The following is a 13,337-nucleotide window of genomic DNA, read 5'->3' on the forward strand; positions in this document are numbered from 1 at the left end:
TTCTTTTTGCCCACCCACTGCTACCTCCCCGTATTTTCCACAAGACGCAAAAGCGCCGAGCCGAATTTTTCCGCTTTTATTTCGCCGATACCGAATACGTTCAGCAGTTCACGTACCGTACGCGGCTTTTTAAAGATGAGGTCTTCGATTGTTCTATCGCCGAATATAACGTAAGGCGGAACGTTTTCTTCCTCGGCAGCGTGTCTGCGCCAGTCTCTTATCGCTTCATACAACGCTACGTCATCTTCATTCAACGTGCGCAAAAATTCATCTCGCTTATATTCACTTTTTTTATGCACGGCACCGGCCTTTTTAGAATCAATACCGTCCTTTTGAGATTCTGCTTGATTCACCCCACTCTGCCCGATAAGCTCGATCGGGAGTTCGACTTTTGCGCGGGATGCAAGCGTCCGTTTACCGTTCTCGGTTATGATGAGCACATTGTAATCACCGGTTTTTTCGACAAGTCCCGCATAGATGAGCGCATCGGAGAGCGCAAACCAATCCTCTTTTGAAAGCTCTTTCCCGATTCCCCATGTTGAAACTTTATCATGCCCGTTTTCAATAATCCGCTTTTGCTTTGAGCCGAGCAGCACATCAACAATATACGAAAGTCCGAACCGTGATTGCGTGCGGTATATGCAGCTCATAAACTTTTGCGCCGGGATGGTAACATCTGTCAGCGGAGACGGAGGCGCGGCACACACATCGCAGCATGGAAAAGGACATCTTTGTCCGGCAGCGCTTTCGGATTCACTGCCGATGCCTTCCGGTTCTGCATCAGGGCTTTCGGGTTTTTCGTTAGCTGCCGCCGGAACAAACTGCTCTCCAAAATACGACAAGAGGAAATGACGGCGGCATGTCCGGGCGGAGGCAAACTTGAGCATTGCCTGCAAGAGCCGTTCAGAGTTGGCGCTGTCCGCTGCCTCTTCAAAAAACGAACGGATTTTATGCGCATCGCCTGCGCTGTATAAAAGCAGGGCGTGCGAGGCAAGTCCGTCACGTCCAGCTCGTCCAATCTCCTGATAATATTCTTCGAGCGACTTGGGTAAATCATAATGGATAACAAAGCGGACGTTCGGTTTATCAATTCCCATACCGAATGCAACCGTCGCAACCATAATCCGCACCTTATCACGGATAAATTGCTGTTGATGATTTCTCCGCTCTTCGTCGGAAAGCCCTGCGTGATAATTGAGCGCCGCGTAGCCGGAATCCGTGAGCTGTTCGGTGAGCTTATCAACTTGCTTGCGCGAAAAACAATAAATGATTCCGCTTTCACCGCTGTGTTGTTCAAGACAGGCTAGAACCTCGCGCAGCGCATTCCGCTTGGAGCGTACTTCAAGAAAAATATTTGCGCGGTTAAAACCCGCGACAAAAACTTCCGGCGTTTTCATACGGAGATTTGCCGTAATATCTTTTTGTACCTGTGCGGTTGCCGTTGCCGTAAGCGCAAGGAAAACCGCATCCCTAAACTGCGCACGGATATTCGAAATTGCCAAGTAGTCGGGACGGAAATCATGCCCCCACTCGCTAATGCAATGAGCTTCGTCAATGGTAATACAGCTGACCGGTAGGTTTGCATCATGGAGTATAGACTGCGTGCGATCCGCCGCAAGCGCTTCCGGAGAAAGGTATACCAATTTGACACTTCCGGACTTAATACGCTGCACTGCATCAAGATAGTCGCCCCATTCAAGCGAACTATTCAAAAACACTGCACTCACACCGTTTTCTACAAGGGAAGCAACTTGATCCTGCATGAGTGAAATCAGCGGAGAAACAACAAGCGTAATGCCGCCGAACAAAAGCGCAGGGATTTGATAGCACAACGATTTTCCGCCGCCGGTCGGCATAACGGCAAGCGTATCACGCCCCGACAGCACGGAGGCAATCACTTCCTTTTGCATAGGACGGAACTCATTGTAACCGAATGTCGTTTTAAGCACAGCATGCGCTCGCTTTAGCAGTTCATCGTGTTTTTCCATAAAGCGATTATATCCATTCCATGCGGCTTGCAGAAGAGATTGACTTGACGCATCTTAGATATTTCCTTATCTTCATTGTAAATAAAGACTAACAGATATCTCTTATCGCTTCCGGGAATAAGAAACTACAGTCTTTATACGGAGGACACCTATGGAAATGAAACGCCATTTAGATTCAGTAAATGATGCAAAGATAAAAACGGTTCTTCAGCTGAAGAATGACTATAATGCAGGCAAAATAGGTTTAGCGGATGCCAAACGGATATTAAAGGAAAAAGTCGGTTCCTTAAAACCGTACGAGATCGCCCTCGCAGAGCAGGAACTTAAAGAGTTTGACGAAAATGAATGCCAAAAAGAAGACATTCAAAAAATGCTTGAGCTTTTTGAGGACATTATGGATACGAGCCGCCCCGACTTACCCGACGATCATCCTATCATGTGCTATTACCGTGAAAACGATGCGCTCAAAAAAATCCTATTGGAAATTGAAGACCTCGTTCAATATCCGCTTATCAAAAATCAGTGGCTCGGCATATATGACCGGCTGGATCAGTTCAGAATACACCTGTCCCGCAAACAAAATCAGCTCTATTCCATTTTGGAAAAAAAAGGCTTTGACCGACCTACGACAACAATGTGGACGCTGGATAATTTTATCCGTGATGAAATACGGGATGCGCGAAAGCTGCTGGAAGAGGATGCCGACGATCAATTTATTGCGGTGCAATCTTCGATTGTTGCCGATGTGCGTGACTTACTGCAAAAAGAAGAAGCAATTTTGTATCCTACTTCGCTTGCGATGATCACTGAAAAAGAATTTGAAGAGATGAAATCGGGAGACAAAGAAATCGGCTTTGCGTGGATAAACGACACTGCAAACGGCACACCTGATAAAAACGCTTCCGGACACACAGCACAGAATACGCAAGCGTCGAGCACTGCAGGACAAGCTTCTTCCTTGACGGAGGATTTAGCCGCAGTATTACGCAAGCACGGTTTAAATGTCGGCGGCGGAAACAGTTCAGTTTTTGACGTGGCAACCGGTAAGCTGACACTCGAACAAATCAATTTGATTTACCGACATCTGCCTGTCGATCTTTCGTATGTAGACGAAAACGAAATCGTTTGCTTTTATTCCGATACGGAGCACCGCGTGTTTCCGCGCAGCAAAAACGTCATCGGGCGGAATGTTAAGAACTGCCACCCGCGGGCAAGCGTGCATATCGTCGAAGAGATTATTGAAAAGTTCCGATCGGGCGAACAGGACTCTGCGGAATTCTGGATCAATAAACCCGGCATCTTTATCTACATTCTGTATACGGCAGTCCGCGACGAACACGGTAAATTCCGCGGCATCCTCGAAATGATGCAAGACTGTACACATATCCGCAGCCTAACCGATTCGCAAACGCTGCTCACGTGGAAAAAAGGCGGCGAAATAAGCGGTCAAACCGTTATCCAAGAAAACTCAAATGAATCTCATAACGGCGATCCCGTCGATGCGAAATGTGCAGCCGGTACGTCACATACACAGAGTTCCGAATCTCCGCAGCGGGATAAAAAACTTTCCGCAGCAGATATTACCGCCGATACGCTTTTAAAAGATATTTTCGAAGATTACCCTGCATTAAAAGATAAAATGGAAGAAATCAGTCCCAAGTTTAAAATGCTGAAAACACCGCTTGCACGGATCATGCTGCCGAAGGCGACGATTGAAATTGCGAGCGAACGCACCGGCGTTGAACTGAATACTTTAATTGCGGAAATAAAAAAACGGCTTGGAAAATAGAGCATACAAAAACGTCTCTTGAGTAATTATGCCGCATAATTACTCAAGAGAAAATATGCATAGAATCCTTAAAAGCTACCCGAGTTTTTTCAGATACCCTAAAGCCTCTCTTCTATATTTTAAACTTGGATACTTCCTGTGCCAAATTTTCGATACTTCGTTTGTTCTTATTGGTGATTTCTTTTACGCCTTGGATTGCATTATTGATTTGCACTGCCGCTGCCGCCATTTCTTTCATACTCGCAGCGATTGTGTTGGTCAGCCCATCGAGTTTTTTCATTTCGTGCGCAACTCCTTCTCCGCCTTTCAGCATATCGCCTGATCCGGCTTCTACTTCAACAGTTACCTCGCTGATGTTTTTAATTGCCTCCAATACCTCGCGGCTTCCGTCTTCCTGTTCCCTCATCGACTCTGTTAAACGGGTACTCATATTTTTTACCTGATCGGAGAGCGTAAAAATAGTAGCAAATTTTTCACCTGCAACTTTCGAAGAAGTAGAAAGCCCTTCAATTTCTACAGTCAACGTTTTAAGCGTCGCAGTAATTGTTTTACCCTGCGCGGCGGAATCTTCTGCAAGTTTGCGGATTTCGTCAGCAACAACCGCAAACCCCTTTCCGGCTTCACCGGCATGAGCTGCTTCGATAGCGGCATTCATTGCAAGTAAGTTCGTTTGAGATGCAATGTGCTGAATCACACTTGAAGCCTCCATCAAACTGCCCGACTCCTCGGCAATCTTTTGAGTAACGCTGCCGGTATTCACGATAATCTCCCGTCCGCCGGCGGTTGCTTCCGCAAGCGTTTTAATAACCCCGTCCGTCTTTTCAAGCGTATCGGTAATCGATGCGATATTGGCAACCATCTCTTCTATCGCAGAAGAAGAAATAGATACGCTTGCCGACTGGCTTTCTATGCGGGTATTTAATTGCCGTATCGTTTTGATAATTTCTTCAACCGTTGCTGCCGTTTCTCCGACGCTTGCAGTCTGTGTCAACGCTTGCTGTTTTACACCGTCGATATTTTCATTTATTTTATGGACAGCTTGTGCAGTCTCGGTCATATTCTGAGCGAGCTCATCGCCAATCGATCGCATTATTCCGGCATTGCTGTCGATAGATTGTATGGAAGAACGAATCTTTTTAATCGTCTCATTAAAATATTCCGATAGCCGCGTTACCTCATCATTACCGATAAGAGGAAGCTGCACGGTCAAATCGCCTTCCCCTTGCGAAATATCTTTCAGCGCATTAACCGCTGTCTGGACGGGAGCCACCATCTTCGCCGCAATAAAAAATACAATTGTCAGCGTTACAGCCAATATGATAACACCGATGATAATGATCATTTTACGAAAATCCGTAATTGCGCCGAGAAACTCTTCCGCTGGAGCAGCGATAATAATTGTCCACTTCGTATCCGGCATTTTCGTATAGGCTGCAATATGCTTTTTACCGTCATAAGTGTAATAACCGATACCGTCGGAAGAACTTGAAATCGCTTGTCGTTGAAATTCTGCGATAGATGCAAAGGAGCGGTCAGTCTTTGCCAGTTCCATTGTATTCTGTTGCGATTCAACGATTGATGTATCCTTATGGGCAATAGTTGTTCCGTCCATCCCTAAAATATGGCAATTTCCCGTTTTACCGATTGTGATCTCCGATATGGTATCGCAAATAACGGTTCCCCCCAGCCCTGCAACCAAAACCGCAATAACATTATCATCATTATCTAATAGCGGAACAGCCAAAATAACTTCCAGTTTTTTAGTGAGCGTTGAAATATGAGGTTCGGTGATAAAAGAAACTCCACTCACCGCGCTCTTATACCAATCCGTATCCCCGACAAAGCTAACCGTACCGTCGGCATAATAGCTGTTTCCCTTAGTATCGCATATATTAAAAAAACTGAGAGTGTCTGCATATCCGATATCGTCACGCACAATTCGCGTTTTTTCCGTAAAAGACACTGAAGGATCCTTTATTGCCGGATTACGCATAAAACCGCTTAAGAAACTGAAGTCCCCTTTAATATCGCTACTGATAAATAAGGCGATATCGTTTACCTTGTCAATGAGATGCGCATTGACCCGCGCGGTAAGCGCCCGCTGTGCAGTGTACCGCGATAAGGAACCTTGTATAACACCGGCTACCGTAATCAATGTTCCGAAAATGATAAGCAACTTCTTACGAATAGAAAAAATTTTCTTTTCCCGCATAAAGAGAAATCCCTCCGCATACCGAGCTTCCCTAACAACTCGCTTGGTTTTTAGAGACGCCCTTGCCTTGTCTATAATAATAGAGTTACTATATCTGAGTTTAGCAGAGATGACAATACATATTCGATATCAGGATAAACGCATCATGCCGTTTTTTAGTAACCCCGCAGAAGCAATGGGGTTGTTCAACCAGAGTTGAACCTCTTCGCGGTTCAAATGGTCTCACAACCCCATTGCTTCTGCGCTTTTTATCTACTCTACCTGATGCGTTTATCCTTCTTAAAAAAAATAGCACAAAATTTTATGCAAAATTTTGTGCAAACGGAAGGTAACCGCATCAGATAGTTTTAAGCGTTTACCTTATATTCAACAGATAAAAGATGATTGGATTTATTGCCGTATCGGAGTATAATGAACTTACTCGATACAAGGAATATTTATGGAAAACTTTAGTGCACTGTATTATCAAAAACCGTATATCAAAGAATTCGATGCGACGGTAACCGCTTGTTCAAAAACCGAGAGAGGGTATGAGATAGAACTGTCGGATACGGCATTTTATCCCGAAGGGGGCGGACAGCCCGGCGACAGGGGCAGCCTTGTTGCGGAAGGACAACCTGAGAAGACTGTCCGAATATCTGATACGCAATTTGCAGGTGAACGCATCATTCATATTGCCGATGGAGAGCTTGCTGCCGGAACAAAAGTTCACGGAGTATTGGACTGGGTAAGCCGCTGCGACAATATGCAAGGACATTCGGGCGAGCATATCCTTACCGGCATCCTCGCACAAACCTACGGGTACGAAAACGTCGGTTTCCACATGGGAGAAAGTTTTATCACCATCGACTTTAGCGGTCCGTTGACTGACGAGCAAGTACTCGATGCGGAACAGCGTGCCAATGAAATTGTCCGTGCAAATCTTCCGATTCAAGAAAGCTTTCCGAACGATGAAGAACGTAAGACAATGCAATACCGCAGCAAGAAAGAACTGTCGGGTACCGTACGCATTATCACCATTCCGGGACTTGATGCCTGCGCCTGCTGCGGCACACATGTTACAGCAACCGGCGAAATCGGCCTGATTAAAATCCTCAACTTTACGAACCGAAAAAAGGGAGTCCGTTTGGAAGTGCTCTGCGGCAGAAAGGCGGTTCTTGCATACGAACAAGAAACGGCACAAGTACGGGCTATCTCCCGCTGCTTATCGGCAAAGCCATCCGAAGTGCAGGATGCGGTGGAAAAATTAAATGCCGAAAAAGGAAAACTCCAGCAGCAACTCCATGAAATGACCGAAAAATATCTAAAACAGAAAGCGGAGTCGGCGGCAGATACTGAGAGCGCACCTCTTTATTTTGAAGATAATCTCAGTATCGAATATCTGCGCTCGTTCTGCAATCTGCTTCTAGCAACAGGAAAAATGCACACTTGCGCAGCATTATCAGCGGTTGCCGTTGAACCGGAAGGACTACAACCGACAGCATACAATTACGTCATCGTCAGCAATGCCATCGATTTAAAACCGCACATAAAAACATTAAACCAACAGCTCAACGGCCGCGGCGGCGGAAGCAGTTCTGCCATTCAAGGAACGTATTTTGCGGGGAAGGAAATTATTGAGGAAACGCTTACCGGCTTGTTGAGCAGGGCACGAGGATAGTATCCTGTATAGCTAGATGAATCAGCCATAGGGGAGGAGCACTTTGAAAAAGAGATTAACACTATCATCATGGAAAGGCAGATTAACTGTCATTGCCGATAAGAATGAAGATGAAGAAATCATGGGAGAAAATAAGAGATGACGAAAATCAATAAACCTTTGTTTGCCGTTCTTGTGATTTATATATTGTGCTTTATATTCCGATTTATAGAGTATTTTATTATTCGTACGGATCAAACATTTTGGGGAGAGGCATTTTTACACAAACTTTTGGGGATAGTTGTTTTATTCATAGCAGCTAGATTATATAACTTTAAAGCGCAAGATATCGGATTTAATAAAAATAGAGCTGTAAAATATACATTGATGGGATTGCTGTTTGGAATTTGTATATATGTATTAGCTTATAGTATAGAGATTGTTATAGCTGTTTCAAATAAAAATTTTCAATCATTACAATTATATGTCAGTTCTTATTCTGTAGATAAAAATATAGGAAATCAAACTTCACTACTCTTTTTTGTAATTTGTATTATCGGGAATATCATTAATGTGATTATGGAAGAAGGGATATTCAGAGGTCTGTTTACAAAAATGCTTGAGAAAAATCATACATTTTTTGTATCTGTGCTTATTACTTCTGTTTTGTTTGGATTATGGCATTTTATCGGACCTGTAAGAAACTATTTTGACGGCAGCAGCAGTATTGAAGGTATGTATGTAAATATTATTCTGTTGGTTACTGCGTCCGGATTTATCGGATTTAAATTTGCTTTATTAACAAAATTGACCGGCTCTATTTATATGGCAATGGGTGATCACTTTATAAATAATACAATCATCAATATTTTTCATATTGTTTCTTCTACAGGATGTGATGAATTGATGTTTTTAAGAATTGCAATTGCCCAATCCGTGTCATTTATAATTGTTCTATTTGTCTATCTGCATAAAAAAGATTGTAGGTAGTAGGTAAGAACTGTATATCCCATCATTTATTGTACAACATGGGCGATGCAGTAACGATTCTGTTGGTTACGCAGTTGCTATCCTTTTTACAAAAGGCAGTGTTTCAAATGTCTGATTTTCCAGCATACTGATTAAGCGGCATGCGGTACCGGTTGGGCGATTTGTTCCTTTTTCCCATATAAAATACGGCGAATCGTTCTTAGAAATGCCCTATTATCCATTATTGACTTTTCACCCTCTTTTATATATCGTTAATGTCTCGTTCTAATAGATTCTAACAGAGCATATTCTGTTACACTGACTATCTCCGGTGGTGCTGCAAAAAGATTGATCCTCAACACACACAAAGCACACTGTAGCGGGAACACATGAGGTATGCACCATAATGCTTATTTTGATACGGCATGCACACGTGCTTTTTAATTGGGAAAAGAAATATACGGCTGAGGGCTTTGCTCAGGCACAGGCTGAGTATGATGAAGCACCGATAGAACAGATCAACGATTCACAGCTTCGGTCTATCAGAGATGAATTACCGGAGCATTTTGAACTTTATACGAGTACGTTAAAAAGAAGCATTGACACGGCGGCACTGCTCTTTCCTGATAAAACACCGATGCGGTTACCGGAGCTTTCGGAAATACCGATTTATCCGTATCGAGATTCTGATAAGCCGCTTTCGCTATGGCGATGGCTATTCTGGGGACGGGTGCAGTGGTTTTGCAACAATCCGCGGCAGGAAAGAACAAAGCGGATGGTCAAGCATGAAATCGAAGCATTGATGTCTTTAATGGAAAACAAAAATGCGGTGATTGTAGGTCACGGATTTCAGATGCGGACAATGCTGAGCATACTTGCACAGCGTTATCCCGTTCAAAAACCGATGCACATAAAAAATTTAGACATAGTGAAATGTTTTGTTTATGAGAAAGATCAAGAGTATTTGAGTTTTCTGAGAAAAAGCGGTAAATAAATTTACACAAAGAATATATAATTAAATTGATGGAATTATGAACATACAAGATTTTTTGAATGCAGTATTAAAATAGGATGCCGAGCGTTTACGCACTTACTTTTCCGATTCGGCATATATCAACTGGCATTGTACCAATGAGCATTTCACGGTTGAAGAATACATACAAGCAAATTGCGAGTATCCGGGAACATGGGACGGAACAATCGAAAGAATAGAACAAACCGATGATTTAATCATCACCGCTGTCAACGTATATAGTGTTGATAGAACAAGTTCTTTTCATGTGGTATCGTTTATAAAACTAAAAGATGATAAAATCATTGCGATGGATGAGTATTGGGGAGATGACGGTTCCCCACCGCAGTGGAGATTGGAGAAACGGCTTGGGAGAAAAATACATGGGAACCTCTAAAAACTTCAGTTTTTAGAGGTTTTCCTTAGATTTTGCGATGTTTTTTGATAAGTCATAAAAATGTAAAGACTTATCAAAAAGACTCGTCGGGCATCTCTAAAAATCTAACCGAGTTTTTAGAGATGCCCACATATCTAATGGCTCATTCTTTGCAACCCTGTCATTGAGTATCATCTCCTATAAAAAGTTCATTGTTTTAAGATTAAGGAATCCCTTAAACGGCTTCCTTTTCCATTTTTCTCATTACGTTAAGCATTAAAAACAATCCGGCTATAATCATTGTAAAATCTACAATAGGTTCCGCCCACCAAACAGCTGACGCTCCGAATAATTGCGGCAACAGAAGTATCGCCGGAATAAATAATACCAATTGTCGCAACAGTACAATAATTCCTGCTTTTTTACCGTCTCCAATGGATTGGAAAAAGGTCAGTGTCATAATCATAATTCCGTATAAAATAAATGTGGAATAAAACATCTTAAAGTTTTTAACACCGGCTTCAATAATCTCATATCTTACACTGAATAAAGACAGTAATGTATCGGAACAAAACATTGACGGTACCCAAGAAGCTGCCGCAAGAATAGTTGCTCCATACATAAAAATCTTCATCGTATCTTTTACTCGTCCGTATTGCTTTGCTCCGAAATTTGCTCCTATAACAGGCTGCAATCCTTGACTCATTCCCCACAACGGAATAAATGAAAACATATATAATCTCATTGTTGCAGACATCAAAATCCCCCAGTTATCTCCGCCATATACAAAGGCTTGCTTAAATAAAAATGTTTGCTGCACCGCAAATAAAATTTGCATCATCATTGCCGAACTGCCGATACTAAACATTTCACGGTAAATTGCTTTGTACTTTTTGACTTTATGGATTTTCACAAATGAACTCTTCTTTGAAAAATAGTGAAATGTTAATAAAGCTTGTACGATCTGAGATAATACGGTTGCGATAGCAGCTCCTTCAATAGCATATTCTCCCATGAGCTTCATAAGAATAGGGTCTAAAATAATGTTGAGTATGGCTCCCGTTCCCATAATCATCATTGATTGTTTTAATGCCCCTTCGCCGCGCATTGTCATATTACCCGCTTGAGCGAAATTAACAAATAGAGATCCAAAGAACACAACCCGCAAATATCTAACACCAAGCTCTTTGATATTTCCTTTAGCACCAACCATGTCTAAAAAATGAGGTGCGAATATCAAACCTACTATTGTGATAATTGCAGAAAATAAAATAACCCAATAACAAAAATTGCCGAATATTTTATCTATTGTTTCTTTATCACCCTTACCGATAGCTCGTGATAATATCGATGCACTGCCTACGCCTATCAAAGCCGATATTCCGCCATTTATGATTGTTAAGGACATAGATACACTAATTGCCGACATCGCATAGTCCCCAATAAGCCGCCCGGCAAATATCCCATCCATAAACGGGTACAGGCCGATAACCAGCATTCCGATTATTCCCGGGATGGCTAACTTGAATAACAATTCTTTAGGACTTTTAGTTAATAGCTGTGTTTTCATATCTTGTTTCATTGCAATTCACCTCTTAAAATATTATTCGTGCGGAGGGTTTAATACCCCGACGCTCTGCGTCGTAACAAAGGGTATTAAAGCCGACTGCAACCACCTTATAGAACACACAGTGCGAAACATTGAGCACTGTGCCCCGACGCGAGCGTCGGGGTATGTTGATTTCTCATTTTCAAATATCCCTATTGGTTTAGTTATTTTTTTCAAGATCAATAATGTATTGTATGATTGTTTCTTTTATATACTTCTTATGCGCGTCAAAAGAATTCCGTGCATTAAGCACTTCCGAACTCACTATTAAACTATTAATGTAATGAACTAAAAAGCCATCCTTAAAAATATGTGCCGTAATTCCCAGTTTCTTTGCAATGAGATCAAGCTCTTTAGTTGTATGCAATTTTAGTTCTTGATATAAATCCTCCAAATCCTGATTATAGTTTTTTGCTTGTAAAAGAAGTGCGTACAGCTTCATTAAATCGGTTTTTGCTAATGCCTTACTTGTTAAAATATCACCCATTTGCTGATATTTATCTTTGCTCCGATTATGCGCTAAATATTCAGTTATCAAGCTATTTCTGTATTCATTTCCATCAAGCATTAAGTCTTTAAGCATTTCCGTTGTACTTGCATAATGATGATACACGCCGCCTCTACTCATACCTATTTCCGTAATAATATCTTCCATTGTTGTATTCTGAAAACCTTTATTTAAAAAGCATCTTTTTGCAGCTTCTCGAATTTCTCTTTTTCTCATCTGTCCGACTTTTTGTTTTTCTTCTTTCAAAATAAAGTCTCTCCTTGCCTAGCAAAAACCGACAGTATTGTCGGTTTTTAATATAGCGTTATTATCAAGTGGTGTCAAGTAAAAAAAACACTTTGCAAACAGCGCGAAATGAACAGTATAGACAAATAATAGTTAAAAACAGTAGACTTTAGTAATTATGGCATCGAGTAAAACATATTTAGATTTTATTTTGGAGCAGTTATCTGAATTGCAAGACATACGCTATCGCGCAATGATGGGAGAATTTATCATTTACTATCGAGATAAAATTGTGGGCGGTATCTACGATGACCGCTTACTGGTAAAAGCGGTCCCGTCGGCAATTGCGTATATGCCGAACGCTTCCTACGAATTGCCGTATCAAGGCGCAAAAGAAATGCTTTTAGTAGACGAAGTTGATGACAAAGCATTTATAACGGGCTTGTTTAATGCAATGTATGATGAATTACCGGCGCCGAAAATGAAGAAGAAAAGATAAAAAGTGTGCGGTATTTATACTATGGAGCTGCTCCACATTAAGTTTTAGACTGAAAGTGATGTTAAAAATAATCAACACCCTCTCCGCACGAATAAATCAAATTTTTAACAGACAAGATACTTGATTTTTAGAAGCTCATGTATTACGCTGTAGTAAGAGGTATTATAAATGACTACAATATCAGCAAAAATTACACAGAGCGATAAAATAAGTTTTGAACGAATCTGTGATTCTATGGGAATCAATATTTCTTCGGCTATCAATTCTTTTGTAAAGGCCACGATTCGAGAAAATGGCCTGCCCTTTGCACTGAAAGCATCCGAGGATCCGTATATTTATTCGGAAGAAAATATGAAATATTTGCGTAAAAGTATACATCAGATTGAAACCGGAAAATGTCAAATTCATGAACTGAAGGAAACTGATTGATGGTAAAAGTTTGGTCTGATAAATTATATATTGTTCAGTGCGGTACACATTATCATCAATAAAAAAATCGTAAGGAATCGGT

General features: G+C 41.7%; 10 protein-coding genes. 6 read left to right on the top strand and 4 right to left on the bottom strand.

Translation table 11 applies throughout. From position 1 onward, the window contains the following. Positions 1-20 precede the first annotated feature (20 nt). Complete coding sequence (locus tag ABH09_RS09305) at positions 21-1,988, bottom strand: RecQ family ATP-dependent DNA helicase (protein ID WP_253714183.1); 1,968 nt, start codon at positions 1,986-1,988, stop codon at positions 21-23. Between the two features lie 151 nt (positions 1,989-2,139). On the opposite strand from ABH09_RS09305, the gene ABH09_RS09310 reads away from it, so the two are divergent. Further along, positions 2,140-3,777 (top strand): PAS domain-containing protein, encoded by a 1,638-nt coding sequence (locus ABH09_RS09310; RefSeq protein ID WP_253714184.1) that lies wholly within the window; start codon positions 2,140-2,142, stop codon positions 3,775-3,777. A 112-nt stretch (positions 3,778-3,889) separates the two neighbouring features. Here the strand turns inward: ABH09_RS09310 and ABH09_RS09315 are convergent, their stop codons facing one another. Beyond that, on the bottom strand, positions 3,890-5,989 hold the full coding sequence (locus tag ABH09_RS09315; RefSeq protein ID WP_253714185.1) for a methyl-accepting chemotaxis protein: 2,100 nt from the start codon (positions 5,987-5,989) through the stop codon (positions 3,890-3,892). A 439-nt stretch (positions 5,990-6,428) separates the two neighbouring features. Here ABH09_RS09315 and ABH09_RS09320 point away from each other — a divergent pair, with 439 nt between their 5' ends. The 3 genes from ABH09_RS09320 (at position 6,429) to ABH09_RS09330 (ending at position 9,591) form a co-directional block, all read left to right on the top strand. Further along, positions 6,429-7,649, top strand: a complete 1,221-nt coding sequence (locus tag ABH09_RS09320; RefSeq protein WP_253714186.1) for an alanyl-tRNA editing protein — start codon at positions 6,429-6,431, stop codon at positions 7,647-7,649. A 138-nt stretch (positions 7,650-7,787) separates the two neighbouring features. After that, the gene (locus ABH09_RS09325; RefSeq protein ID WP_253714187.1) at positions 7,788-8,618 is read left to right on the top strand and encodes a CPBP family intramembrane glutamic endopeptidase; all 831 of its coding nucleotides are present in this window, start codon (positions 7,788-7,790) and stop codon (positions 8,616-8,618) included. 385 nt (positions 8,619-9,003) lie between these two features. Further along, complete coding sequence (locus tag ABH09_RS09330; protein ID WP_253714188.1) at positions 9,004-9,591, top strand: histidine phosphatase family protein; 588 nt, start codon at positions 9,004-9,006, stop codon at positions 9,589-9,591. A gap of 629 nt (positions 9,592-10,220) precedes the next feature. Here ABH09_RS09330 and ABH09_RS09335 read toward each other — a convergent pair. Then, complete coding sequence (locus ABH09_RS09335) at positions 10,221-11,567, bottom strand: MATE family efflux transporter (RefSeq protein ID WP_253714189.1); 1,347 nt, start codon at positions 11,565-11,567, stop codon at positions 10,221-10,223. A gap of 187 nt (positions 11,568-11,754) precedes the next feature. Continuing rightward, positions 11,755-12,348, bottom strand: coding sequence for a TetR/AcrR family transcriptional regulator (locus ABH09_RS09340; protein ID WP_253714190.1), 594 nt, complete (start codon positions 12,346-12,348; stop codon positions 11,755-11,757). A 157-nt stretch (positions 12,349-12,505) separates the two neighbouring features. On the opposite strand from ABH09_RS09340, the gene ABH09_RS09345 reads away from it, so the two are divergent. Together ABH09_RS09345 and ABH09_RS09350 are read left to right on the top strand one after the other, a co-directional pair. Beyond that, entirely contained in the window at positions 12,506-12,826 is a 321-nt protein-coding gene (locus tag ABH09_RS09345) for a TfoX/Sxy family protein (RefSeq protein WP_006189650.1), read from the top strand. Positions 12,827-12,994: 168 nt separating this feature from the next. After that, a complete protein-coding gene (locus ABH09_RS09350; protein ID WP_206182024.1) occupies positions 12,995-13,255 on the top strand; it encodes a type II toxin-antitoxin system RelB/DinJ family antitoxin in 261 nt (86 codons plus the stop codon). Positions 13,256-13,337 lie beyond the last annotated feature (82 nt).

Origin of the sequence: Treponema sp. OMZ 803 (assembly GCF_024181165.1) — a bacterium.
Taxonomy (GTDB): Bacteria; Spirochaetota; Spirochaetia; order Treponematales; family Treponemataceae; genus Treponema.

What these genes read in the sequence shown, in the direction of transcription:
- ABH09_RS09305 (WP_253714183.1), bottom strand. Translation starts at nt 1,988, where the DNA reads ATGGAAAAACACGATGAACTGCTAAAGCGAGCGCATGCTGTGCTTAAA.
- ABH09_RS09310 (WP_253714184.1), top strand. Translation starts at nt 2,140, where the DNA reads ATGGAAATGAAACGCCATTTAGATTCAGTAAATGATGCAAAGATAAAA.
- ABH09_RS09315 (WP_253714185.1), bottom strand. Translation starts at nt 5,989, where the DNA reads ATGCGGGAAAAGAAAATTTTTTCTATTCGTAAGAAGTTGCTTATCATT.
- ABH09_RS09320 (WP_253714186.1), top strand. Translation starts at nt 6,429, where the DNA reads ATGGAAAACTTTAGTGCACTGTATTATCAAAAACCGTATATCAAAGAA.
- ABH09_RS09325 (WP_253714187.1), top strand. Translation starts at nt 7,788, where the DNA reads ATGACGAAAATCAATAAACCTTTGTTTGCCGTTCTTGTGATTTATATA.
- ABH09_RS09330 (WP_253714188.1), top strand. Translation starts at nt 9,004, where the DNA reads ATGCTTATTTTGATACGGCATGCACACGTGCTTTTTAATTGGGAAAAG.
- ABH09_RS09335 (WP_253714189.1), bottom strand. Translation starts at nt 11,567, where the DNA reads ATGAAACAAGATATGAAAACACAGCTATTAACTAAAAGTCCTAAAGAA.
- ABH09_RS09345 (WP_006189650.1), top strand. Translation starts at nt 12,506, where the DNA reads ATGGCATCGAGTAAAACATATTTAGATTTTATTTTGGAGCAGTTATCT.
- ABH09_RS09350 (WP_206182024.1), top strand. Translation starts at nt 12,995, where the DNA reads ATGACTACAATATCAGCAAAAATTACACAGAGCGATAAAATAAGTTTT.